Source organism: Micromonospora sp. NPDC049102, assembly GCF_043197485.1.
Classification (GTDB): domain Bacteria; phylum Actinomycetota; class Actinomycetes; order Mycobacteriales; family Micromonosporaceae; genus Micromonospora.
The window spans coordinates 112,412-135,390 of record NZ_JBICTE010000014.1 but is presented as its reverse complement, the minus strand read 5'-3'; the positions used below and the strand labels follow the sequence as shown (position 1 = coordinate 135,390).

General features: G+C 72.1%; 23 protein-coding genes. 17 read left to right on the top strand and 6 right to left on the bottom strand.

Annotated elements, in window-relative coordinates; all coding sequences use genetic code 11:
* Positions 1-13: 13 nt before the first annotated feature.
* The 3 genes from ACGFH9_RS16560 to ACGFH9_RS16550 are packed head-to-tail and all read right to left on the bottom strand — an operon-like array spanning position 14 to position 1,152.
* On the bottom strand, positions 14-430 hold the full coding sequence (locus ACGFH9_RS16560; protein ID WP_393219691.1) for a PLD nuclease N-terminal domain-containing protein: 417 nt from the start codon (positions 428-430) through the stop codon (positions 14-16).
* A gap of 27 nt (positions 431-457) precedes the next feature.
* Positions 458-763 (bottom strand): DUF202 domain-containing protein, encoded by a 306-nt coding sequence (locus tag ACGFH9_RS16555; protein ID WP_393219689.1) that lies wholly within the window; start codon positions 761-763, stop codon positions 458-460.
* Entirely contained in the window at positions 760-1,152 is a 393-nt protein-coding gene (locus tag ACGFH9_RS16550) for a DUF202 domain-containing protein (protein ID WP_355232919.1), read from the bottom strand. The genes ACGFH9_RS16555 and ACGFH9_RS16550 overlap by 4 nt, the downstream gene beginning before the upstream one ends.
* 42 nt (positions 1,153-1,194) lie before the next feature.
* On the opposite strand from ACGFH9_RS16550, the gene ACGFH9_RS16545 reads away from it, so the two are divergent.
* The 4 genes from ACGFH9_RS16545 to ACGFH9_RS16530 all read left to right on the top strand — a co-directional run bounded on the left by ACGFH9_RS16545 (position 1,195) and on the right by ACGFH9_RS16530 (position 4,343).
* A complete protein-coding gene (locus tag ACGFH9_RS16545; protein WP_393219686.1) occupies positions 1,195-1,992 on the top strand; it encodes a GNAT family N-acetyltransferase in 798 nt (265 codons plus the stop codon).
* Positions 1,993-1,994: 2 nt separating this feature from the next.
* Complete coding sequence (locus tag ACGFH9_RS16540) at positions 1,995-2,402, top strand: hypothetical protein (protein ID WP_393219684.1); 408 nt, start codon at positions 1,995-1,997, stop codon at positions 2,400-2,402.
* A gap of 187 nt (positions 2,403-2,589) precedes the next feature.
* Complete coding sequence (locus ACGFH9_RS16535; RefSeq protein ID WP_393219682.1) at positions 2,590-3,369, top strand: electron transfer flavoprotein subunit beta/FixA family protein; 780 nt, start codon at positions 2,590-2,592, stop codon at positions 3,367-3,369.
* Between the two features lie 14 nt (positions 3,370-3,383).
* Positions 3,384-4,343: an electron transfer flavoprotein subunit alpha/FixB family protein gene (locus ACGFH9_RS16530; RefSeq protein WP_393219679.1), complete on the top strand. Its 960-nt coding sequence runs from the start codon at positions 3,384-3,386 to the stop codon at positions 4,341-4,343.
* Positions 4,344-4,436: 93 nt separating this feature from the next.
* Here the strand turns inward: ACGFH9_RS16530 and ACGFH9_RS16525 are convergent, their stop codons facing one another.
* Together ACGFH9_RS16525 and ACGFH9_RS16520 are read right to left on the bottom strand one after the other, a co-directional pair.
* Positions 4,437-5,237, bottom strand: a complete 801-nt coding sequence (locus tag ACGFH9_RS16525; protein ID WP_393219723.1) for an anti-sigma factor — start codon at positions 5,235-5,237, stop codon at positions 4,437-4,439.
* Positions 5,191-5,793: an RNA polymerase sigma factor gene (locus ACGFH9_RS16520; protein WP_393219677.1), complete on the bottom strand. Its 603-nt coding sequence runs from the start codon at positions 5,791-5,793 to the stop codon at positions 5,191-5,193. Before ACGFH9_RS16520 ends, ACGFH9_RS16525 begins: the two co-directional genes overlap by 47 nt.
* 230 nt (positions 5,794-6,023) lie before the next feature.
* Between ACGFH9_RS16520 and ACGFH9_RS16515 the strand changes: the two genes are divergently transcribed.
* The 7 genes from ACGFH9_RS16515 to ACGFH9_RS16485 all read left to right on the top strand — a co-directional run bounded on the left by ACGFH9_RS16515 (position 6,024) and on the right by ACGFH9_RS16485 (position 12,571).
* Positions 6,024-6,854: a DUF4397 domain-containing protein gene (locus tag ACGFH9_RS16515; protein WP_393219674.1), complete on the top strand. Its 831-nt coding sequence runs from the start codon at positions 6,024-6,026 to the stop codon at positions 6,852-6,854.
* Positions 6,851-7,516, top strand: a complete 666-nt coding sequence (locus ACGFH9_RS16510) for a class F sortase (protein ID WP_393219672.1) — start codon at positions 6,851-6,853, stop codon at positions 7,514-7,516. Before ACGFH9_RS16515 ends, ACGFH9_RS16510 begins: the two co-directional genes overlap by 4 nt.
* Before the next feature lie 107 nt (positions 7,517-7,623).
* Complete coding sequence (locus tag ACGFH9_RS16505; RefSeq protein ID WP_393219670.1) at positions 7,624-8,799, top strand: cysteine desulfurase family protein; 1,176 nt, start codon at positions 7,624-7,626, stop codon at positions 8,797-8,799.
* 211 nt (positions 8,800-9,010) lie between these two features.
* Complete coding sequence (mnmA, locus tag ACGFH9_RS16500) at positions 9,011-10,084, top strand: tRNA 2-thiouridine(34) synthase MnmA (protein ID WP_393219668.1); 1,074 nt, start codon at positions 9,011-9,013, stop codon at positions 10,082-10,084.
* Positions 10,085-10,121: 37 nt separating this feature from the next.
* Entirely contained in the window at positions 10,122-11,126 is a 1,005-nt protein-coding gene (locus ACGFH9_RS16495) for a methionine synthase (protein WP_393219666.1), read from the top strand.
* A gap of 35 nt (positions 11,127-11,161) precedes the next feature.
* On the top strand, positions 11,162-11,533 hold the full coding sequence (locus ACGFH9_RS16490; RefSeq protein ID WP_355232929.1) for a VOC family protein: 372 nt from the start codon (positions 11,162-11,164) through the stop codon (positions 11,531-11,533).
* Between the two features lie 30 nt (positions 11,534-11,563).
* Positions 11,564-12,571 carry an ADP-ribosylglycohydrolase family protein gene (locus tag ACGFH9_RS16485; protein ID WP_393219664.1) on the top strand — a complete coding sequence of 336 codons (1,008 nt, stop codon included), beginning with the start codon at positions 11,564-11,566 and terminating at the stop codon, positions 12,569-12,571.
* 99 nt (positions 12,572-12,670) lie between these two features.
* Here the strand turns inward: ACGFH9_RS16485 and ACGFH9_RS16480 are convergent, their stop codons facing one another.
* Positions 12,671-13,231 (bottom strand): type II toxin-antitoxin system PemK/MazF family toxin, encoded by a 561-nt coding sequence (locus tag ACGFH9_RS16480; protein WP_393219661.1) that lies wholly within the window; start codon positions 13,229-13,231, stop codon positions 12,671-12,673.
* A 320-nt stretch (positions 13,232-13,551) separates the two neighbouring features.
* Between ACGFH9_RS16480 and ligA the strand changes: the two genes are divergently transcribed.
* From ligA to ACGFH9_RS16450, 6 genes are all read left to right on the top strand, one after another.
* Positions 13,552-15,687, top strand: a complete 2,136-nt coding sequence (gene ligA / locus ACGFH9_RS16475; RefSeq protein ID WP_393219658.1) for an NAD-dependent DNA ligase LigA — start codon at positions 13,552-13,554, stop codon at positions 15,685-15,687.
* A 152-nt stretch (positions 15,688-15,839) separates the two neighbouring features.
* Complete coding sequence (locus ACGFH9_RS16470) at positions 15,840-18,374, top strand: putative bifunctional diguanylate cyclase/phosphodiesterase (protein ID WP_393219656.1); 2,535 nt, start codon at positions 15,840-15,842, stop codon at positions 18,372-18,374.
* Positions 18,375-18,497: 123 nt separating this feature from the next.
* The gene (gene gatC, locus ACGFH9_RS16465) at positions 18,498-18,803 is read left to right on the top strand and encodes an Asp-tRNA(Asn)/Glu-tRNA(Gln) amidotransferase subunit GatC (RefSeq protein ID WP_088991147.1); all 306 of its coding nucleotides are present in this window, start codon (positions 18,498-18,500) and stop codon (positions 18,801-18,803) included.
* Positions 18,804-18,864: 61 nt separating this feature from the next.
* Complete coding sequence (gene gatA, locus ACGFH9_RS16460; protein ID WP_393219653.1) at positions 18,865-20,340, top strand: Asp-tRNA(Asn)/Glu-tRNA(Gln) amidotransferase subunit GatA; 1,476 nt, start codon at positions 18,865-18,867, stop codon at positions 20,338-20,340.
* Between the two features lie 13 nt (positions 20,341-20,353).
* Positions 20,354-21,853, top strand: a complete 1,500-nt coding sequence (gatB, locus tag ACGFH9_RS16455) for an Asp-tRNA(Asn)/Glu-tRNA(Gln) amidotransferase subunit GatB (protein ID WP_393219650.1) — start codon at positions 20,354-20,356, stop codon at positions 21,851-21,853.
* A gap of 134 nt (positions 21,854-21,987) precedes the next feature.
* A complete protein-coding gene (locus ACGFH9_RS16450) occupies positions 21,988-22,953 on the top strand; it encodes a hypothetical protein (RefSeq protein ID WP_393219647.1) in 966 nt (321 codons plus the stop codon).
* Positions 22,954-22,979 lie beyond the last annotated feature (26 nt).

The window sequence follows — 22,979 nt, the reverse complement described above, 5'->3', positions numbered from 1 at the left end:
CCGCGAGGGCGACTCACACCTCCGGGCGGTCGCCCTCGCGGGGTGGCTCACCGTCGCGCCGGCGCAGGTCGTCCTCACGTCGGCGCAGGTCCTCTTCCCAGCGGCGGAAGAGTTCCTCGTCCTGCTTCTTGGCGCGGTCCTGCACGGACCGGAGGAACTCCGGGTCGTCGTCCGGAGCGAGCGGGCGGCGGGGCTGCCGCTCGGTGGCGCCGGTGCCGCCCGGCCATGCCAGACGGGCCGGGGCGCCGGGCTCCCGACCGGCGACGAACCAGGCGATCGACCCGACCAGGGGGAAGAACAGGATGATCAGCACCCAGGCGATCCGGGGCAGGGCGCGGATCTGACCCTCCTCGGCGGACAGGCAACTGATCAGCGCGCAGACGGCGAGGACGATCTGCGCCAGGAAGAGGAGAACGTACAGCCGGGCCATGCACCCATCATGGCGCACGGTGTCCCGTCAGCGTAGTCCGCGAATCGTCAGCAGCACGCCGAGCAGCGCGAGCCCGACGGTGCCCAGCGCGACAAGCGGTAACGTCCGACCGCCGGTGCGGGCCTCGCCGACGCCTGTGGCACGCGGCCAGCAGAGCGCGAGCAGGGCACCCCAGACCAGCACGGCAGCGCCGACGACCAGCGCGCCGAACGGCCCGCCGTTCGCCGCCAGCCGGACAGCGAGCGCGGTCACCACTGTCAGCGTCAGCAGGGTGCGCCGCCAGGCCAGCCGGGTCCGCTCCGGTTGCAGCCCCGGATCGCGTCCGGCGCTCACCGTCCCCCGACGGCCCGGGCCAGGACCGCGAGCACCAGCAGGACGGCGCCCGCGCCCACGGCGAGGGCGAGGACGGCGGGGAAGCGGGAGGCGGGCAGCTCCCGGCCGAGCCGGATGGCCCGTTCGGTACGCGCCCAGTGGTCGACCGCCCGGATCGCAACGGTGCCGCCGAGCAGCAGCAGCGCGACCGCGATGACCTCCCGCAGGTGACTCATCGGCAGCGGCGGCAGAAACTGTGCGGCGGCCAGCCCGCCGCCGACCAGCGCGAGGCTGGTGCGCAACCAGGCGAGGAAGGTCCGCTCGTTGGCGAGGGAGAACCGGTAGTCCGGTGTCTCACCGACGGCGCGCGCCTCCGCCGGGTCGAACCAGCGCCTGATCGCTTCCCACACGCTGGGAGATTATCCGCTTCCCCCACGCCTTAGCCTGGTCCGGTGACCGATCTTGATGTGAACACCCTGCGCGCCGCCTACGACAACCAGCTCCGCCCAGAGATCCCGGACCCGGTGCCGGCCGGCGTGACCGTCGAGCGGGACGGTCCGCTCGTGCGGATCACCGGGCTCGACGCCGGCGGCTTCCTCACCTACCGCGACCTGGGTGGGCTGACCGGCGATGCGCTGGACGAGTTGATCGCCCGGCAGGTGGCGCTGTTCCGCGAGCGCGGCCAGTCGGTGGAGTGGAAGCTCAACGAGCACGACGAGCCGGCCGACCTGGCGGACCGGCTGCGCGCCGCCGGCTTCGTGCCGGAGGACCGGGAGACCGTCGTGGTCGGGCCGGTCGCGCCGCTGGCCGCCGCACTGCCGGTGACCCCCCAGGGAGTACGCCTGCGTGAGGTGACCGCCCGCGAGGACCTGGAGCGGATGGCCGCCATGGAGAAGGAGGTCTGGCAGGCGGACCGCTCGCACCTGGTGACGGGTCTGGCCAAGGAGATCGACGCCGACCCGAACTCGATCACCGTGGTGGTGGCCGAGGCGGACGGGACTGTGGTGAGCGCCGGTTGGGTGCGGTTCCCGGCGAACACCGGCTTCGCCACCCTCTGGGGCGGTTCGACCCTGCCGCAGTGGCGGCGCAAGGGCATCTACCGGGCGTTGGTCAACTACCGGGCGCGGCTGGCCGAGCAGCGGGGTCGGACGCTCGTGCAGGTCGACTGTTCCGAGGACAGCCGGCCGATCCTCCAGCGACTCGGCCTCGTAGCAGTCACCACCACCACCCCGTACGTCTACACTCCGTGATCATGGAGCAGCGGTTGACCGACGAGGAGCGTCTGACTCTCAAGACGGGCGCGTTCGGCGCTGTCTTCCTGGTCTCGAATGCCGACCCGGGGATGCTGGGCGTGATCCGGGAGAGTGTGGCCGCCTCCGGCGCGCTGGCCGACGCGAGCGGCGTGGTCAAGGACGCGCTGACCACCGGCCCGCTGCCCCGCCTGCCCCGGGACTCCCAGTTGGAGATCGAGTCGGTGGTGCTGCCGGCGCTCGGTCGGGCGGTACGGATCCTGCGGGAGAAGTCCCCGGCCGACGTCGAGGCGTACCGGTCGGTGGTGTTGAACGCCGCGGACCGGGTGGCCCACGCGCACGACGGGGTGGTCCCCACCGAGGCCGCGGTCATCGACCAGATCCGGGGCGCGCTGGCCGACCCGGCCTGACCACGCCGTACCGGTGACCTGTGTCACTCTGCGTGCCCGGCGGCAGTAACCTACTGGCAGGTAACATTGCGGGCGTGGGCAACTGCACAGCAGCCCACGGTTGACCGGGCGTCGACCGACACGCGAGGCTGCGGCCCAGACCGGGCGAGCCAATCGCAACACCACACAGGAGGGTCGTCGAAGCGCGATGAACATCGTCGTACTCGTCAAGCAGGTGCCTGATTCGGGCGCGGACCGCAACCTGCGCAATGACGACAACACCGTCGACCGCGGTTCGGCGAACAACGTGATCAACGAGATGGACGAGTACGCCATCGAGGAGGCGCTGAAGATCAAGGAAGCGCACGGCGGTGAGGTCACCATCCTGACCATGGGTCCGGACCGGGCGACCGAGTCGATCCGCAAGGCGCTCTCCATGGGCCCGGACAAGGCCGTCCACGTGGTGGACGACGCCCTGCACGGCTCCTGCGCGGTGGCCACCTCGAAGGTGCTCGCCGCCGCCCTCGGTCAGCTCAACGCCGACCTGGTGATCTGCGGCGCCGAGTCCACCGACGGCCGAGTCCAGGTCATGCCGCACATGATCGCCGAGCGGCTCGGCGTCGCGGCGCTCACCGGCGCCCGCAAGCTCACCGTCGACGGCGCGACACTGACCGTCGAGCGGCAGACCGAGGAGGGCTACGAGGTCGTCACGGCCTCCACGCCGGCCGTGGTCTCCGTGTGGGACACGATCAACGAGCCGCGCTACCCCTCCTTCAAGGGCATCATGGCCGCCAAGAAGAAGCCGGTGCAGACGTTCTCCCTGGCCGACCTCGGCGTCGCCCCGGCCGAGGTGGGTTTCGACGGTGCGACCAGTGCCGTCGTCGAGCACACCAAGCGTCCGCCGCGCTCCGGTGGCGCCAAGATCACCGACGAGGGCGAGGGCGGCGTCAAGCTGGTCGAGTTCCTCGCCACCGAGAAGTTCGTGTGAGAGGGGCTGAAGACATGTCCGAGGTTCTCGTCGTCGTCGAAGCCACCAGGGAATTCGGCGTCAAGAAGGTCACTCTCGAAATGCTCACCCTCGCGCGTGAGCTGGGCACCCCGAGCGCGGTGGTGCTCGGTGGCCCCGGCGCTGCCGAGGCGCTGAGCGCCAAGCTGGGCGAGTACGGCGCGGAGAAGATCTACGCCGCCGAGAGTGACGACATCGACGGCCACCTGGTGGCTCCCAAGGCGACCGTGCTGGCCGAGCTGGTCCAGCGGGTGCAGCCGGCCGCCGTGCTGCTGGCCTCCGCCCAGGAGGGCAAGGAGATCGCCGCCCGGCTCGCCGTCAAGCTCGACAACGGCATCCTGACCGACGTGGTGGGCCTGGACGCCGACGGCACCGCCACCCAGGTCGCCTTCGCCGGCTCCACCATCGTCAAGTCCAAGGTCACCAAGGGGCTGCCGCTGGTCACCGTCCGCCCCAACTCGGTCACCCCCGCCCCGGCGGCGGCCACCCCGACGATCGAGCAGCTCACCGTGTCGGTCGCCGACACCGACAAGCTGGCCAGGGTCGTGGAGCGGGTCGCCGAGCAGAAGGGCTCCCGGCCCGAGCTGACCGAGGCCGGCATCGTCGTCTCCGGCGGCCGTGGCGTCGGCAACGCCGACAACTTCAAGCTGGTCGAGGAGCTGGCCGACCTGCTCGGCGGTGCCGTCGGCGCGTCCCGGGCGGCCGTCGACTCCGGCTTCTACCCGCACCAGTTCCAGGTGGGTCAGACCGGCAAGACCGTCTCCCCGCAGCTCTACGTGGCGCTCGGCATCTCCGGGGCCATCCAGCACCGTGCCGGCATGCAGACCTCGAAGACGATCGTCGCCGTCAACAAGGACGGCGAGGCACCGATCTTCGAGCTGGCCGACTTCGGCGTGGTGGGCGACCTGTTCAAGATCGTCCCGCAGGCCGCCGAGGAGATCCGCAAGCGCAAGTGAGCAGGTGACGAAAAAAGTGGCCGCCCGGAACCGGGCGGCCACTTTTTCGTGGGGAGCTGATCGGCGGGCCGGGGAGCTGAGCCGGCCCGCCGATCAGCCCGTCAGGGTGCCCCTCAACAGGCTGTCGCCGGAGTGGCGGGTGTTGTTGTCGTACTGCTCGGCGGACACGTCGACCACCGAGTAGCTCTTGAGGTCGACGTTCGGGGGTAGGGGCAGCAGAGCGTCCGCGTCGCCACCGAGGGTGCCGATCGAGAACATCTCCATGGTCGTCGGGTTGATGAGCCAGACCTCGTAGTACCCCGGCACGCGCGGGAGATTCGCCACATGTAGATGTAGTTGGCCGCCTTGCAGGACCCGCGCGTCGCCCTGGGCCGACTTCGGCGTCGAGCCGAACGCCGCCAACGGGGCGCTGGCCAGCACCGACGGCGTTTTGGCCGGCTCCGGTTCGGTCGGCCGCAGCACCGAAATCGTGCCCACGACACCGATCGCCGCCGCCGCCACGGCGGTCACCGCCGTGGCTGCCCAGCGGGACCAGCCCCGACCCCGGCGGGGCCGGCGCGGCGGGTCCAGCCGGGTGACCGCCTCGGTCGCAATCGCGCGGGTCTGCCCGGGCACCTGCTGCCGGTCGACGCCGGTCAGCACCGCCACGGGTGCGTGGCCCTCGGCGCCCTCGGCCGCCCGGATCTCGGCTTCGATGCCCTGCCAGATGTGCTCCGGCGGGTCGGGCAGGTCACCGAGCCCCTGCGTCTCGGTGCCGAGCCCGGCCACCTGCCGCAGGGCCGTCAGTTCCGCACGACAGTGCGCGCAGGTGTCGAGGTGGGTGCTCTCCCCGTTGTCCGCATCGCTCTCACCGAGCGCCAGAAAGACCAGCCGCTCGTGCTCCAGGTGCTGCACCATCCACCTCCCATCTGCGTTTCAAGCTCGCCATGCCGCGCCGGATGTGACTCTTCACGGTGCCCAGCGGCACCCCGGTCACCGCGGCGATCTGCTGGTGGGTCAGGTCGTCGTAGAAGGCCAACTCCAACATGCGTCGCTGATCGTCCGGTAGGCGCGCCAGCTCGTCCGCGATCACCAGCCGATCGACCACCCGATCCGGGTCCGGACCGGTCTGCGCCTGCTCGGGCAGCTGCTGGATCGTCTCCACCACCCGTGTCTCCCGCGCCGAGGCCCGCATCCGGTCGATCACCTTGCGCCGGCCGATGCCGAGCAGCCAGCCGACCAACGAGCCCTTGGCCGGGTCGAAGGTGTCCCTGCCCAGCCACGCGCCCACGAATGTCGCCTGCGTCACGTCCTCGGCGTCGGCCCGGTTGGCCAGCATCGAGGTCGCCAGGTGGTGGACGGCACGGCCGTAGCGGTCGTACGCCTCACGTAGCGCCGTCTCGTCACCGGCACGGAAGCGGGCCGCGAGGTCGTCCGTCGGTGGGTCGGGTTGCGGGGGCAGCGCCGTCACGGGGCGGCCCACCTTCGATGGGGCATGCCCGACTGTAGCTGCCACAGCCCTCGCCCCACTTTCCCGGTCAAAGTCATCTCACCTGCTCTTCGTCCGCCGCGGGTGCTCCGGATGCGGTCGGGGCGAAGAAAAGAAATCGCGTCGAGAGCGCATCCACCCGTCGCGGAGCCGGCGTAACCCGTTCTGCAAGCCAGGCCTGACGAATCAGCATCAATCACCAGGAGGCAGACATGCAGCTCTCGTACTTCCGTCGGGTCGCCGCGGGCGGCGCCGTCGCCGCGCTGGCCTTCGCCGGTGTCGGCGCGTTCACCGCCACCCCCGCCTACGCCGCCACGTCGAAGGTCTCCGTCGTCCACGGCATCCCGGACACCCCTGTCGACGTCTACGTCAACGGCAAGAAGACGCTCGACAACTTCAAGCCCGGCGACGTGGCCGGCCCGCTGAGCCTGAAGGAGGGCGAGTACGACATCGCCCTCACCAAGCCCGGCGAGCCGGTCGGCAGCGCGATCCTCAAGGTCGACGACGCCAAGGTGCCGGGCGGGGCGAACATCAGCCTCGCCGCGCACCTCGACGCCGCCGGCAAGCCGAAGATCACGCCCTTCGTGAACGACGTCTCCACAGTCGACGCCGGCAAGGCGCGGCTGATCGTCCGGCACACCGCAGCCGCTCCGGCAGTCGACGTACGGGCCGGCGGCACCCCGGTCTTCAAGGGCCTGACCAACCCCAAGGAGGCCAAGGGCGACGTCGACGCGGGCAAGGTGAAGGCGGACGTGGTGCTGGCCGGCACCGACACCGTGGCCATCGGCCCGGCGGACCTCAACCTCGCCGAGGGCACCGCCACGATCGTCTACGCGATCGGCTCCGCCGAGGGCAAGAGCCTCGACGTGGTGGCCCAGACGATCACCGGCCTGCACTCCGCGCCGGGCGGCGTTCCGAGCGGTGACGGTGGCCAGGCGGGTACCGGCATGGGCACCTGGTGGTACGTGCTCACCGGTGCCGGCGTACTCCTGCTCGTTGCCGGCGGGGCGCGGATGGCGACCGCGCGGACCGGCCGCAGGTGACGGTGCGCGACCGCGGCGCGCTGGCGGCCCTGGCCGCCGGCGTTGCCGCGCTCACCGTCGCCACCCTGGTGGCGTGCAACTCCCAGCCGGCCGGGAACGTCGGCGTCCAGGAGGCGACCGCGCTGGCCAGCGCCTCGCCGTCCACCGCAGCGCCGACCGCTGCGGTCCCTCCGGTTCCGGTGATCGCCGGTGACCTGCCCGCCGGGGCGGAGATCGTCCCGCCGGTCCGGCTGGTCATCTCGGAGATCGGTGTCACCGCCACGGTCAACGCGGTCGGCATCAACGCGCGCACCAACGAGTTCGAGGTGCCCCCCAGCGTCGACCAGGTCGGCTGGTACCGCTACGGCCCCGGCCTGGAAGCGGATGCCGGATCGGTGGTCATCGCCGGGCACGTGGACAGCGCCACGCAGGGCAAGGGGGCGTTCTTCCGGCTGCGCGAACTGGACCAGGGCGACACCCTGACCGCGACCGGCAGCGACGGCAGGGCCCGGCGCTACCAGGTCGTCGCCCGGGAGGAGTACGCCAAGACCAGGATCCCGTTGGACCGGTACTTCGCCCGGGACGGCAAGCCCCGGCTGACCCTGATCACCTGCGGTGGTCCGTTCGACGCCAAGGCCCGCAAGTACCGCGACAACATCGTCGTCACGGCGGTACCCGCCTGAGGGGGCGGCGTCCGCTTCGTGCCGGGGTGGCCGTCCCACCCCGGCACGTAGCGTGGAGTCCCCTCCGGCATTCGCCTCCCCAGGCATCGGCCGTACGCTGAAGGGTGATGGCTTACCTGGATCACGCGGCTACCACTCCCATGCTCGACGAGGCACTGGAGGCGTACGTCGCCACCGCCCGCGAGGTCGGCAACGCGTCCTCCCTGCACGCGGCCGGTCGTCGTGCCCGTCGCCGGGTCGAGGAGTCGCGCGAGCGGGTGGCCGCGGTGCTGGGCGCCCGGCCCTCCGAAGTGATCTTCACCGGTGGTGGCACGGAGAGCGACAACCTGGCGGTCAAGGGCATCTTCTGGGCCCGCCGGTCCGCCGGCCCCGACCGTCGACGGGTCATCTCCAGCGCCGTCGAGCACCACGCCGTGCTCGACTCGGTCGACTGGCTGGTCGAGCAGGAGAACGCCGAGGTCGGCTGGCTACCGGTGGACTCCACCGGTCGGCTCGACCCGGACGACCTGCGCGCCGAACTCGACGCGCACGCCGACCAGGTGGCCCTGGTCACCGCGATGTGGGCCAACAACGAGGTCGGCACCCTGCAGCCGATCGCCGAACTGGCCGCCGTCGCCGCCGAGCACGGAGTGCCGTTCCACACCGACGCCATCCAGGCCGTCGGCCAGGTGCCGGTCGACTTCGCCGCCAGCGGGGCCGCCGCGCTCACCGTCACCGGGCACAAGCTGGGCGGTCCGATCGGGGTGGGCGCCCTGCTGCTCGGCCGGGACGTGGCCGCCGTACCGCTGCTGCACGGCGGCGGCCAGGAGCGCGACGTCCGCTCCGGCACGCTGGACACCGCCGGCATCGTCGCCTTCGCGGTCGCCGTCGAGACGGCGGTCAAGGGCCAGCAGGAGTACGCGGCCCGGGTGGCCGCCCTGCGCGACGACCTGATCGAGCGCGTCCGCCGGGCGGTGCCCGAGGTGATCTACAACGGTGACCCGACCGACCGGCTCCCCGGCAACGCGCACTTCTCCTTCCCGGGCTGTGAGGGCGACGCCCTGCTGCTGCTGCTCGACGCCCACGGCATCGCCTGCTCGACGGGTTCGGCCTGCTCGGCCGGGGTCGCCCAGCCGTCGCACGTGCTGTTGGCGATGGGCGCCGACGACGACCGCGCCCGTTCCTCGCTGCGGTTCACCCTCGGCCACACCAGCACCCAGGCCGACATAGACGCCCTCGTCGCGGCCCTCCCGGCAGCGGTGGAAAGAGCCCGCCGAGCCGCCGCCCACCGAACCCTCCGCTGAAAACCCCCGGCCCCCGTCCCCGGCGTGGTCCCGGGCGGTTGTCCCCGTCGATCATGAAGTTGTTGCCCTGCTGATCGGCGTGTCGGGGCGATAACTTCATGATCGACAGGTTGAGGGGCCTGGGGGTGGGGGCTGGGGGCCTGGGGGGTGGGGGGTGGGGGTGGGGGTGGATAGGGTTGGTTGGTTGGTGGGTGGGGGAGGGGGTTCGCTGGTGAGAGTCCTGGCGGCTATGTCGGGCGGGGTTGACTCGGCCGTGGCGGCGGCGCGGGCGGTGGCGGTCGGGCACGACGTGACCGGCGTGCACCTGGCGTTGGCGCGCAACCCGCAGACGTACCGGACCGGGGCGCGCGGGTGCTGCACCCTGGAGGACTCCCGGGATGCCCGCCGGGCGGCCGACGTGATCGGCATCCCCTTCTACGTGTGGGACATGGCGGACCGGTTCCACGAGGACGTCGTGGACGACTTCGTCGCCGAGTACGCCGCGGGTCGTACGCCGAACCCGTGTCTCCGCTGCAACGAGAAGATCAAGTTTGCGGCGGTGCTGGACCGGGCGGTGGCCCTGGGCTTCGACGCGGTGGTCACCGGTCACCACGCCCGGCTCGGCCCGGACGGGTTGCTGCGCCGCAGCGTCGACATCGCCAAGGACCAGTCGTACGTGCTGGCGGTCCTCACCCGTGAGCAGCTGGACCGGTCGATGTTCCCGCTCGGCGACTCGACGAAGGCCCAGGTTCGCGCGGAGGCCGCCGAGCGTGGCCTGGCGGTGGCCGATAAGCCGGACTCCCACGACATCTGCTTCATCGCCGACGGCGACACCCGCGGCTTCCTGGCCGGCCGGCTCGGCGAGGCACCCGGCGACGTGGTGGACGCGAGCACCGGCGCGGTCGTCGGCAGCCACACCGGGGCGTACGCGTACACGGTGGGTCAGCGTCGCGGCCTGCACCTGGACCGGCCCGCCGCCGACGGCCGGCCGCGCTACGTGCTCTCCATCACGCCCAAGACCAACACGGTGACGGTCGGTCCGGCCGAGGCGCTGGAGGTCTCCCAGGTGCGGGCGCTCCGCCCGGTCTGGACCGGCGGGCCCCGCCCGGACGCGCCGGTCGAGTGCGAGGTGCAGCTACGCGCGCACGGCGACGTGGTGCCGGCGACCGTCGACCTGAACGCCGACATGCTGCACGCCGAGCTGCGCCGACCGGTTCGTGGCGTCGCCGCCGGTCAGGCCGTCGTGGCGTACCGGCCGGACCCGGCCGGCGACATCGTCCTCGGCTCCGCGACCATCACGGACTGACCGCACGGCCCGCGTGCCCGCGGGATAGCCTTCGGCCGTGACAGATCAGGCGTGGCCCTGGCCGGCCGGTGCGGCCACCGGCATCGGTTCGTTGCCCGGCACCGACATCGCCGAGGCCCAGCGAGTGGTCCTCGGCGAACTTCCCGAGCTGCCGCACCTGCCCGAGCTGCCCGGGAGAGGGCCGGGGGCCGACCTGATCGGCCGCAGCGCCGGGCTGCTGGTCGAGCTGCCCGTCGAGCTGTACGCCGGGCGGTGGCGGGTAGCCCCGCGTGCCGGCCGTGACCTGCGCCGGGCCCGGGACCTGATGGAACGCGACCTGGACCAGCTCGCCGAGCAGGCCGAGGGGTACGCCGGTCCGATCAAGGTGCAGGCCGGTGGCCCGCTCACCCTCGCGGCCTCGCTGGAACTGCCGATCGGCGGTCGGCTGCTGCGCGACCCCGGCGCCGTGCGCGATCTCACCGGCTCCCTCGCCGAAGGGTTGCGCGGGCACGTGGCGGCGGTCGCGCGGCGTCTGCCCCAGGCGTCGGTGGTCCTGCAACTGGACGAGCCGTCGCTGCCGACCGTGCTGGCCGGGCGGGTGCCGACCGAGAGCGGGCTGGGCGCGTACCGGGCGGTGGAGTCGGCCGACGCGGCAGCCCTGCTGCGTACGGTCGTCGACGCGGTGGGCGTACCCACTGTGGTGCACTGCTGTGCCCCGGACGTGCCGCTGGAGCTGATCCGTTCCACCGGGGCCGTCGCGGTCGCCCTCGATCTCGACCTGGTCACCGACCTGGACCCGCTGGGCGAGGCGATCGACGCCGGCCTCGGGCTGTTGGCCGGCGCCGCGCCGACCCGGCCGCCGTCGGCCGGTGGCGCACCGACCTCCGCGCAGATCGCCGAGCGGGTACGCACGATCTGGGACCGCCTCGGCTTCCCTCGTCGGCAGCTCGCCGAGCAGGTGGTCGTCACCCCGGCGTGTGGCCTGGCCGGCGCCACCCCGCAGTACGCCCGGGCGGTGCTCGCTGCCTGTCGGGACGCCGGCCGACGGTTCACCGAGGAGTGACGTTCCTGTCGTACCCGCTGGGCAGGATGACGGTCATGATTGGACAGCTACGTTCAGTGGTGATCGACTGCCCCGACCCGCGGGCGTTGGCGGCGTTCTACTCCGAGTTGCTCGGCATCCCCGTGTTCGGGGGCGAGGACGACGCCGATGACGAGTGGGTGGTGCTGGGCGGGCCGCCCGGGCACCAGCCTCGCCTGGCGTTCCAGCGAGCGCTCAACCTGCGGCCGCCGGCCTGGCCCGATCCGGAGCGTCCGCAGCAGTTCCACCTGGATGTGACTGTGGACGACATCGAGAGCGCGGAGAAGGCGGCACTCGCTCTCGGTGCTCGGCGGCTGCCCGGCGAGGGCGAGGGATTCCGCGTCTACGCCGATCCGGCGGGCCACCCGTTCTGCCTCTGCTGGGACTGAGCACGGCGTGGGTTGCGGCGGCACGGCACCATGGCCGCCGTGATCCACTCTCCTCCGCTGCGCGCCTCCGGTTCGCTCTTCGGTCTCGCCTACGGCGACGCCCTGGGCAAGCCCACCGAGTTCCTGACCGTCGCCGAGATCGAGCGCCGCTACGGTCCGACCGGCCCGCGTGAGCTGGCCGGCGACCCGGCGCTGGTCACCGACGACACGCAGATGGCGCTGGCGGTGGGCTGGGCGCTGCACGACGCGCCGACGCTCACGCCGGAGGCGGTGGAGCCGCTGTTACGACGCCGCTTCCTGGCCTGGGCGGTCAGCCCGGACAACAACCGCGCCCCCGGGATGACCTGCCTGCGCGCCTGCGCCGATCTGGACCGTGGGCTGCCCTGGCAGGAGGCGACGGTCGCCGGCTCGAAGGGTTGCGGCGCCAACATGCGCGTGACCCCGGTGGGGCTGCTCGACGTGGACCTCGACACGGTGGCCGGTCTGGCCCAGTTGCAGGCCGGGATGACCCACGGCCACCCGACCGGGTTGGCCGCCAGCGAACTCACCGCATACGCGGTCGTCGCCCTGCGTGGTGGCGTCGCGTTGCCCGAACTGCCGGCGGTGCTCGCCGACCGGGCGCGGTCCCAACGCCGGGTCTACCACCAGGACTGGCTGGGCGATCTCTGGCGACGCCCGGGAGTCGACACGCCGGAGGAGTTCATCGCTCGCGGCTGGGACGAGTGCCTGGCGGCGCTGCGCCGGCTGACGACCGCCCTGCGCGAGCCGGACGACGACGACCCGTGCCTCGTCACCGGGGAGGGTTGGGTGGCCGAGGAGGCGCTGGCCACCGCGCTGTTCTGCGCCGTACGCCACGCCGACGACCCGGTCGCGGCGCTGGCCCGGGGCGCGACCACCGCTGGCGACTCCGACTCGATCGCCGCCCTCGCCGGCGCCTTCGTGGGCGCGGCCGTCGGCATGGCCGCCTGGCCGTCCGGGTGGGCCGGCCGCATCGAGTACGCCGACCAGCTCGCCACCCTCGGCGCGGCCTGGGACTGACCGTCCGGCGCAGCCCGTGCGGCCTGGCCCGCCTGGCGCGGCCGCGGCCGGTCTGGGGTGATGCGGCGGGGTCGGGATGGCCTCCGGTTGAGCTTCGCGTCAGCCGGTGGGCAGATGGCGGAGGCTGCGGACCTTGCGCCACAGGTCGGCGTCGCAACGGCCGGCGCGGTCGGCGAAGTCGGCGAGGCTGACCCAGACCGGCTCGGTCAGGCTCAGGTAGCTGTCGTGCTCGGCGTCGGCATCCCACTCCCGGGTGGGGATCCGGACGTGGTCGTCCCGGTCGCTCTTGTCCTGACTGGTGATCTTCAGGACGTCCGCGCCCCGGGAATCGACGCGGAGCACCAGGCAGGGCCGCACCTTCGAGCCGCTGCCGTCGACGTACGGCACATCGGCCCACCAGATCTCGCCCGCTGCCGGAGCGTCGGCCGCCCGATCGGTCTGCCGGGAGCGGGTCGTACCGGCCGGTCGGTCGGTGCCACGCGGCCTCGGCGGCGCGGGTCGACGGCCGCCCCCGCCGGTCGCGGCACCCCGGCCGGGACGGTCGGTCGAGCGTCGGTCGGTCGAGCGTCGCGTGGCCGCCCGGTGCCGCCAGCTGTTCCACGCCCAACCGGCGGCGACCGCCAGCAGGATCGCGACCGCCCAGAGCAGCGCCTCGTTCATCGCCACCTCCACGTCAGGGCGGCGCGCCGGCCGCTTCGTCCGGCGATCCTCGCACGTCATGACCCCTGTCGCCCGCTGGCGACACCGCCACCCGTGCGCGGGCGCACGCGCCGGGCGCGCGGTAGTGCGTCGTGGTCGACTCGGGATCGCCGATCTGGGGGCATCCGGGCGCGCGGATACCCCGATATCGGCGATCTGGAGTCGATCAACGGACCGCGTTCCGGCCTCCATGCGGGTGGGCGGCGGATTGTCACCCCGGACCGATACCGTGCCTTAGTAGCGTGATCAGGGAGGTCGCAGGCGTGTCCGAAGGTGGCGGGGTGTCCGAGGAGCAGATCGGTCAGCAGGTCAGCCGGGCTCAGGAGGCGGCGGCCGGCGCAGAGCCGACGCCGCAGGCGCGGGAGCGGCACGCCACGTTGAGCGGTGAGCTGACCGAACATCAGTACCGCTACTACGTGCTCGACTCGCCGATCATCACCGACGCCGAGTTCGACAAGCAGTTGCGCCAGCTCGAAGCGCTGGAGGAGGAGTTTCCGGCGCTGCGTACGCCGGATTCGCCGACGCAGCGGGTGGGCGGCACGTTCTCCACCGACTTCACCCCCGTCACGCACGCCGAGCGGATGCTCTCGCTCGACAACGCCTTCGCCGACGAGGATTTGGCAGCCTGGGCCGAGCGGGTCGAGCGGGACGCGGGTGGGCCGGTGCCCTACCTCTGCGAGTTGAAGGTCGACGGTCTGGCGATCAACCTGACCTACGAGGCCGGGCGGCTGGTCCGGGCGGCCACCCGGGGAGACGGCCGCACCGGCGAGGACGTCACCGCCAACGTGCGCAGCATCCGGGACGTACCCGGCCAGCTCACGCCGTCCGCCGAGTTCCCGACGATCCCCGAGTTGCTGGAGGTCCGGGGCGAGATCTACTTCCCGATCGCCGCGTTCGCTGACCTCAACGCGGGTCTGGTGGAGCAGGGCAGGGCCCCGTTCGCCAACCCCCGCAACGCCGCCGCCGGCAGCCTGCGGCAGAAGGACCCACGGATCACCGCCTCCCGGCCACTGCGGCTGGTGGTGCACGGCATCGGGGCCCGTCGGGGCTTCCAGCCCACGGCCCAGTCCGAGTCGTACGGGGCGCTGAAGGCGTGGGGGCTGCCGACCAGCGACCGCTGGCGGGTCGTGCCGGACCTGTCCGGCGTGGCGGAATACATCGCCTACTACGCCGAGCACCGGCACGACGTCGAGCACGAGATCGACGGTGTGGTGGTCAAGGTCGACCCGGTCTCCATCCAGGGTCGTCTGGGCTCGACCAGCCGGGCCCCGCGCTGGGCGATCGCCTTCAAGTACCCGCCCGAGGAGGTCACCACCAAGCTCCTCGACATCGACGTCAACGTGGGGCGTACCGGTCGGGTCACACCGTTCGCCGTCCTCGAGCCGGTGCGGGTGGCCGGCTCGACCGTCGCGCTCGCCACCCTGCACAACGCCCGCGAGGTGGAGCGCAAGGGTGTGCTGATCGGCGACACGGTGGTGCTACGCAAGGCCGGCGACGTGATCCCCGAGGTGCTCGGTCCGGTGGTCGACCTGCGGCCCGCCGATGCCCGCCCGTTCGTCATGCCGACGAGCTGCCCGTCCTGCGGCACCCCGCTCGCGCCGTCCAAGGAGGGCGACGTCGACATCCGGTGCCCCAACACCCGCAGCTGCCCGGCCCAGCTCCGGGAGCGGGTGTTCCACCTCGCCGGCCGTGGCGGGTTCGACATCGAGGTGCTCGGCTACAAGGGTGCGGCAGCGCTGCTGGACGCGGAGATCATCGCCGACGAGGGTGACCTCTTCCAGCTCGACGCCGACCAGCTGTCCCGGTCACCGTTCTTCGTCAACAAGGACGGCAGCCTCGGCTCCAACGCGGTCAAGCTGCTCGACAACCTGGCCGTCGCCCGGGAACGCGACCTGTGGCGGGTGCTCGTGGCGCTCTCCATCCGGCACGTCGGCCCCACGGCCGCCCAGGCGTTGGCCCGGCACTTCCGCTCGATGGAGGCCATCGACGCGGCCAGCGAGGAGGAGCTGTCCTCGGTCGACGGGGTCGGGCCGACCATCGCGGCCAGCATCCGGGAGTGGTTCGCGGTCGACTGGCACCGCGAGGTGGTCCGCAAGTGGGCCGAGGCGGGCGTACGGATGGCCGAGGAAGCGGTCGACGAGGGCCCGCGCCCGCTGGAGGGGTTGACCGTCGTGGTCACCGGCACCCTCGCCGGCTTCTCCCGGGACCAGGCCGCCGAGGCCGTGCAGAGCAGGGGCGGCAAGGTCAGCGGGTCGGTCTCCAAGAAGACGAGCTTCGTCGTCGTGGGGGACAACCCGGGGTCCAAGGCCGACAAGGCGGCCAGCCTCAAGGTGCCGGTGCTCGACGAGGACGGGTTCCGGCTGCTGCTGGACGCGGGTCCGGACGCCGCGCGGGAGGTCGCCCGAGTCGAGGGCTGAGTCCGCCACGCGTCGGGGTGGCCGCCGCGTATACCAACTTAATTACGACTACGACCGATTCGTGACTGTCATACCGGGAAACCCGGGGCCGAGGGCGTTTCATTGGGTCACGACGTGCCCACCGACACGTCGACCGTTCCTCGGGAGGTGTGATGGAGGTCGCCGACCCGCGCAACTCCCTCCCACCTGGGCGGGCTGCGCCGTTCGCCACCTTCGTCGTCGGCATCCTCGTGGTGGCGGCGCTGACCGCCGCCGGTCCACTCACGACGCTTCCCGACGAGGTGTCCCGCCTGCCGGTGGCGTTCTGGACGATGGCCGCGCTCGCGGTGGTCTGCGACGCGCGCCCGTTCGTCCCACCCGGGCGACGGCAGACCTCGGCGGTCTTCCCGTCCACCTGCTTCACCTTCGCGATCCTGCTCGGTTGGGGGCTCGGCCCGGCGGTGGTGGTGCAGGCCGTCGGGGTGATCGTCTCCGGTTGGCGGATGGGCAACGCCGCGTGGCGGACCGCGTTCAACGTCGGCCAGTACGCCTGCGCGCTCGCCGCCGCGTACGGCGTCGTCCAGCTCGGGCCGGGCACCATCTTCTCCGGGGGACACCTGCACTGGACCGACGTGGCTGCCGTCGGGGGCGCGACGCTGGCCTGGTTCGTCGTGAACTACGGCCTGGTGAGCTGGGCGGTGCGGCTGCGCTTCGGCGACCGCTGGTGGCCCACCGTCCGCCAGGGCGTCGGTTTCGAACTGCTCTCCACCGGCTCGCTGCTGCTGCTCGCCCCGGTGCTGGTCGCCGCCGCCCGTCTCAGCGCGGCGTTGATCCCGCTGGTGCTGGTGCCGCTCTTCGCCGTGTACCGGATGGCCCGGCTGACCGTGGAGCAGCAGCATCTGGCCGACGCCGATCCGCTGACCGGCTTGCCCAACCGCAAGGCGCTGCTGACCGAGGTGGCCGAGCAGGTGCACCTGCACGCCGAGCGGACCGCCCGCGGCGAGCCCGGCGGGCATCTGGCGCTGCTGCTCATCGACCTGGACCGCTTCAAGAACGTCAACGACGCGCTCGGGCACGCCGTCGGTGACCGGCTGCTGGTCGAGGTCAGCGCCCGGCTCACCGACGTGGAGCCCCAGCCGCAGATGATCGCCCGTCTGGGTGGAGACGAGTTCGCCATCGTGATGACCGGGCTGACCGATGTCGGCCAGGCGCGCGAGTTGGCCGATCGTGTGGTCGGGGCGTTGGCCGAGCCGGTGCCGTTGGACGGACTGCCGCTCGACGTCGGTGGTTCCATCGGGATCGCCCTCTTCCCCGAGCACGGCGAGGACTTCGCCACCCTGATGCGGCACGCCGACGTGGCGATGTACGACGCCAAGCACCGCAACGACACGGTCGCCGTGTACGCGCCGGAGTCCGACCACAACTCGGCCGAGCGTCTCGGGCTCCTCGCCGACCTCCGCCGGGTGCTCGAGTCCGGCTCGTCCGCCGACGAGGCAAGCCACACCGACGAGGAGCGGACGGCAGACGTACCCCTTGCGGTGGAGGCCGAGGTGCGCGGCGGTGACGGCGCGGCGCTGCCGGCCGGTGCGGCGCCGGTGATCGCCGCGACGCCGCCGGCCGGCGGGCGGTGGTGGGCCCGCCGTCGGCGCGTCGACGGCGAGTTGGCGCACGCCGATGAGCTGATCAACCGGATCGCCACCGGTGCCGACCCGATCCGGGGCCGCAACAGTCGCGCGACGATTCCGGGTACCCGGCCGGGCCCGAGCCGGGACCGGCGTTCCGGCGGTCACGGGCGTCGCTCGCCGAACGGCGGCGCGCTGCCACCGGCGGGCGACCACCGTCCGGGGCGCGACGGCGGGCCCGTTGCGGGGGAGCGGGTGATCGAGGCGACCGGGTGGGTACGCGACGGCGGCGAGCCGGTCGACGACGCCGGTGAGATCACCATGTACTACCAGCCGCAGATCGCCATCGCGACCGGCGAGGTGGTCGGTGTCGAGGCCCTGCTGCGCTGGCGGCACCCGCGTCGGGGCATGGTCGACCCGGAGGAGCTGATCCGGGTCGCCGAGCAGAGCGCGGTGATGCGGCTGCTCACCCGGCGGGTCGTGGACGACGTGGTGGAGCAGCTCGCCAAGTGGTCGGCGGCCGGCATCGGGCTGCGCGCGGCGCTCAACGTCAGTGTGCGCGACCTGCACACCGGCGAGATCGCCGACCAGATCGCCGACCGGCTGGCCCGCTACGGGGTGCCGGCCGAGCGGCTGCAACTGGAGATCACCGAGGGCGCGTTGATGGCCGATCCGCGCCGGGTGCTGGCCACCATCTCCCGGTTGCACCAGATCGGGGTGGCCATCGCGCTGGACGACTTCGGCACCGGGTACTCGTCGCTGCAACACCTGCGCCGGCTGCCGCTGTCCGAGGTGAAGGTGGACCGGTCGTTCGTGCTGGGCATGGCCGAGGACGCCGACGACGCGGCCATCGTCCGCTCGACGATCGAGCTGGCGGGCGCGCTGGGCCTGCGGGTGGTCGCCGAGGGCGTCGAGGACGAGCGGACCTGGCGGATGTTGTACGCGGCCGGCTGCGACGCGGCCCAGGGGTGGTTCTACGCCCGCCCGATGCCCGCCGAGGAGCTGGTCACCTGGCTGGCCCGCTACCGGCCGGTCCGCCCCAGCGGAGGTCCGGAGCCGGACGCCGCCCGCAGACTGACCCGCTGACCCACCCGAGCAGCCGGCGCGGCAGGCGGAACAATAGACTCGCTCCGGTCACCGCGCGTCACGCTGCACCTGCCGCGCGGCCGGCACACCGCCCGACCAGCAGGACATCAGAAGGGGGCACGGATGGCCGCCATCTCCCGCGAGGAGGTCGCGCACCTGGCGCGCCTGTCGCGGCTCGCCGTCACCGAGGAGGAGCTGGACACCTTCGCCGGCCAGCTCGACGTGATCCTCCAGGCGGTCGCCCAGGTCGGCGAGGTCGCCGCCGCGGACATCCCGCCGACCTCGCACTCGGTGCCGCTGACCAACGTCTTCCGCGAGGACGTCGTCACGCCGTGCCTGACCCCGCAGGAGGCGCTGTCGGGCGCGCCGGACGCCGAGGACCAGCGGTTCCGCGTACCGCGGATCCTCAGCGAGGACGTGGCGTCGTGAGCGGGCGCGAGCGGACGGACCTGGTGCCTCGGGGCGGCACGGAGCGAAGCGGAGTGACGGCATGAGCGATTTGACCAGAATGACCGCGACGGAGATCGCCGCCCTGGTCGCCGGCGGGGAGACCTCCGCCGTCGAGGTGACCCAGGCGCACCTGGACCGGATCGCCGCGGTCGACGACCGGGTGCACGCCTTCCTGCACGTGGACACCGACGGCGCGCTCGCCGCGGCCCGCGAGGTGGACGAGCGCCGGGCCGCCGGCGAGGAGCTGGGCGCCCTCGCGGGTGTGCCGGTCGCGGTGAAGGACGTACTCGCCACGCGTGGCGTGCCGACCACCGTCGGCTCGAAGATCCTCGAAGGCTGGCGGCCGCCGTACGACGCGACGATCGTGCAGCGGCTGCGTGCCGCCGGCACCGTCATGCTGGGCAAGACGAACATGGACGAGTTCGCGATGGGCTCCTCCACCGAGTACTCGGCGTACGGCCCGACGCACAACCCGTGGGACCTGAGCCGCATCCCCGGTGGCTCGGGTGGTGGCAGCGCCGCCGCGCTGGCCGCGTACGAGGCGCCGCTGGCGATCGGCTCGGACACCGGTGGCTCGATCCGGCAGCCCGGCGCGGTCACCGGCACCGTGGGGGCGAAGCCCACCTACGGCGGCACCTCCCGGTACGGCCTGGTGGCGTTCTCCTCGTCGCTGGACACCCCCGGCCCGTGTGCCCGCAACGTGCTCGACGCGGCCCTGCTGCACCAGGTGATCGGCGGGCACGACCCGCGTGACTCGACGTCGATCCCGCAGCCCGTACCGGACGTGGTGGCGGCGGCGAAGCTGGGCGCGACCGGCGACCTGACCGGCGTACGACTCGGCATCGTCAGCGAGTTCGTCGGCGAGGGCGCCGAGGCGGGCGTGATGACGGCGTTCCGCGAGTCGGTCGACGCGCTGACCAAGATGGGCGCCGAGGTCGTCGAGGTGTCCTGCCCGACGTTCGCGTACGCGCTGCCGGCGTACTACCTGATCGCCCCGAGCGAGTGCTCCTCCAACCTGGCCCGGTTCGACGGCGTCCGGTTCGGCCTGCGGAGCGGCGACGACGGCAACCGGTCGCTGGAGGAGGTCATGTCGCTGACCCGCGAGGCCGGTTTCGGCCCCGAGGTCAAGCGCCGCATCATGCTCGGCACGTACGCGTTGTCGTCGGGGTACTACGACGCGTACTACGGTCAGGCGCAGAAGGTCCGTACGCTCATCACGCGGGACTTCACGGCCGCGTTCGAGCGGGTCGACGCGCTGATCTCGCCGACCACCCCGTTCACGGCCTTCCCGATCGGCGCCCGCACCGCCGACCCGTACCAGATGTACCTGGCCGACCTGTTCACCATTCCGACCAACCTGTACGGCGGGCCGGGCATCTCGGTGCCCTGCGGTCTCTCCGAGGGGCTGCCCGTGGGCCTGCAGGTGATGGCCCCGACGATGGCCGACGACCGGATGTACCGGGTCGCTGCCGCGTTGGAGTCCGCGGTCGGCACGTTCACCCCACCGGCACTGTGAGGCAGGAGCCCAGATGACGACGACGCTGCCCGCGTACGACGAGGTCGTCGCGCGCTACGAACCGGTGATCGGCCTGGAGACCCACGTCGAGCTGGGCACGAACACCAAGATGTGGTGCGGCTGCCCGACCGACTTCGGTGGCGAGCCGAACACCCGGGTCTGCCCGGTGTGCCTGGGCCTGCCCGGTTCGCTGCCGGTGGCCAACAAGGCCGCCATCGAGGCGATCATCCGGATCGGCCTGGCGTTGAACTGCTCGATCGCCGAGTGGTGCCGGTTCGCCCGGAAGAACTACTTCTACCCGGACATGCCGAAGAACTTCCAGATCAGCCAGTACGACGAGCCGATCTGCGTCGACGGCTACCTGGACGTCGAGGTCAACGGCGAGACGGTGCGGATCGAGATCGAGCGGGTGCACCTGGAGGAGGACACCGGCAAGACTCTGCACGTCGGCGGTGCCACCGGGCGGATCCACGGCGCGACGGAGTCGCTCGTTGACTACAACCGGGCCGGTATCCCGCTGGTCGAGATCGTCACCAAGCCGGTCGTGGGCACCGGGGCGCTCGCCCCGGACGTGGCCCGGGCGTACGTCGCGGAGCTGCGTGACGTGATCCGTACCCTCGGCGTCTCGGACGTGCGGATGGAGGAGGGTTCGCTGCGCTGCGACGTGAACACCTCACTCAACCTGCCGGGGCAGGAGTGGGGCACGCGTACCGAGACCAAGAACGTCAACTCGCTGCGGTCGGTGGAGCGGGCGGTCCGCTCGGAGATGCTGCGGCAGGCGGCGGTGCTCGACGCGGGCGGCCGGATCACCCAGGAGACCCGGCACTTCCACGAGGACAGCGGCGACACCACGTCGGGCCGCTCGAAGGAGACGGCCACCGACTACCGGTACTTCCCGGAGCCGGACCTGGTCCCGGTCGCCCCGGACCCAGCCTGGGTCGCCGAGCTGAAGGCCGCCCTGCCGGAGCTGCCCCGGGTGCACCGGCGTCGGCTCCAGCAGCAGTGGGGCCTGTCCGACCTGGACATGCAGTCGGTGCTCAACGCCGGAGCGGTCGAGTTGATCGAGGCCACCGTGGCAGCCGGCACCACCCCGGCCGCGGCCCGCAAATGGTGGCTGGGCGAGTTGTCCCGCCGGGCCAACGAGACCGGCGTGGAGCTGGCCGACATCGGTGCCACTCCGGCGCAGGTCGCCGAGTTGCAGGGCCTGGTCGACGCCGGCAAGCTCAACGACAAGCTGGCCCGTGCGGTGCTGGAGGGCGTGGTCGACGGTGAGGGCTCACCCACCGAGATCATGACCAGCCGGGGCCTGGAGGTCGTCTCGGACACCGGTGCGCTCACCACCGCGGTGGACGAGGCCATCGCCGCCAACCCGGGCATCGCCGACAAGATCCGCAGCGGCAAGGTCGCGGCGGCCGGCGCGCTGGTCGGCGCGGTGATGAAGTCGACCCGTGGTCAGGCCGACGCCGCAGCCGTCCGTACGCTCATCCTGGAGCGCCTGGGCGTCCAGGGCTGACCAATCGCGGTGTGAACGGGCTGGCGCGGTGTGTGCCAGCCCGTTCGCCGTGTTCACCACACTGGGGTACGCCGAACCCGATCCTCACCAACCCACCCCGGCCACAAGTGGTGCCGCCCGGGCGTGGTGTCGAGGTGGATGCGTCGGGGCGGGTCTACTGGCTCGGCGAGCGAGCATCGGTGGCGATGAGGGCGGAGGTGCTCGCCGCGGTGACCGGCTTCGGTGGAGAGGTAATCTTCCTGGGCGCCCGCCCGGGTCGCGCGCCCAACGACCATGTCCTGGCAGAGGTGCGATGCCTGGCACTACACCTGGCCCTGGGGCAACGGCCCCGCGTCGTAGTCACCCCCGCGAACATCGAGGGCACACTCACCGAACTGTCCGAAGCTTTCAACGTCAGCATCGTTCACCCGGTCATCCCGAAGCGCTCACCCGGCGAGGTCTCGCTCGGCCAGACGTGGACGGCGAGGCTCGGCACCGACCTCGCCCTGGGCGCCACCCTCACCGCGGCAGGCCTCAGCCACGCCGCGCGTCAGACAAGGCCTTACACCACCACCGTGGCCCCGGCCCTGCGCCACCTCCTCCTCGCACCCGACCGCGACACCACCCTCACCATCCTGCACACCCACCGCGAAGAGCTCACCGACTCATCGGCCCGCACAGACCTCGACAAAATCGTGGAGCTCGTCCAGGGGGACTCCTGGTTCACCCGCTTCAAACCCCTCTTGGGCGACCTCGGCACACCCGATGCCGCTCCCATCGTCCTGGACTACCAGAGAGAGCTCGACCCCGCCACCCGCAATTTCCACCTCATCACCGACCACGCCCGCTCCATCGACCCCGCCACCGAACTGCGTGTCGACCTCATCGAACAATCCGGCTATCCCGCCGCCGGCGCCGGCATTGCCCTACACGCGGTCGACCTTCTCCTCGACAAGGGAATAGACACCGCGAAGGCCTACGTCCACGAACACTCCCGCCAGCTACGCAACGATCAAAAAATCGACTGGGTCAACGCCATAGCAAAACTCGCCGTACACACCGAACGTTCCGAAAAACGCACGGAACTGCAGGAACTCGCCATCGTAGTCATGGACTGCTAAAACGCAGCCACCTCAGGGCAGACGCT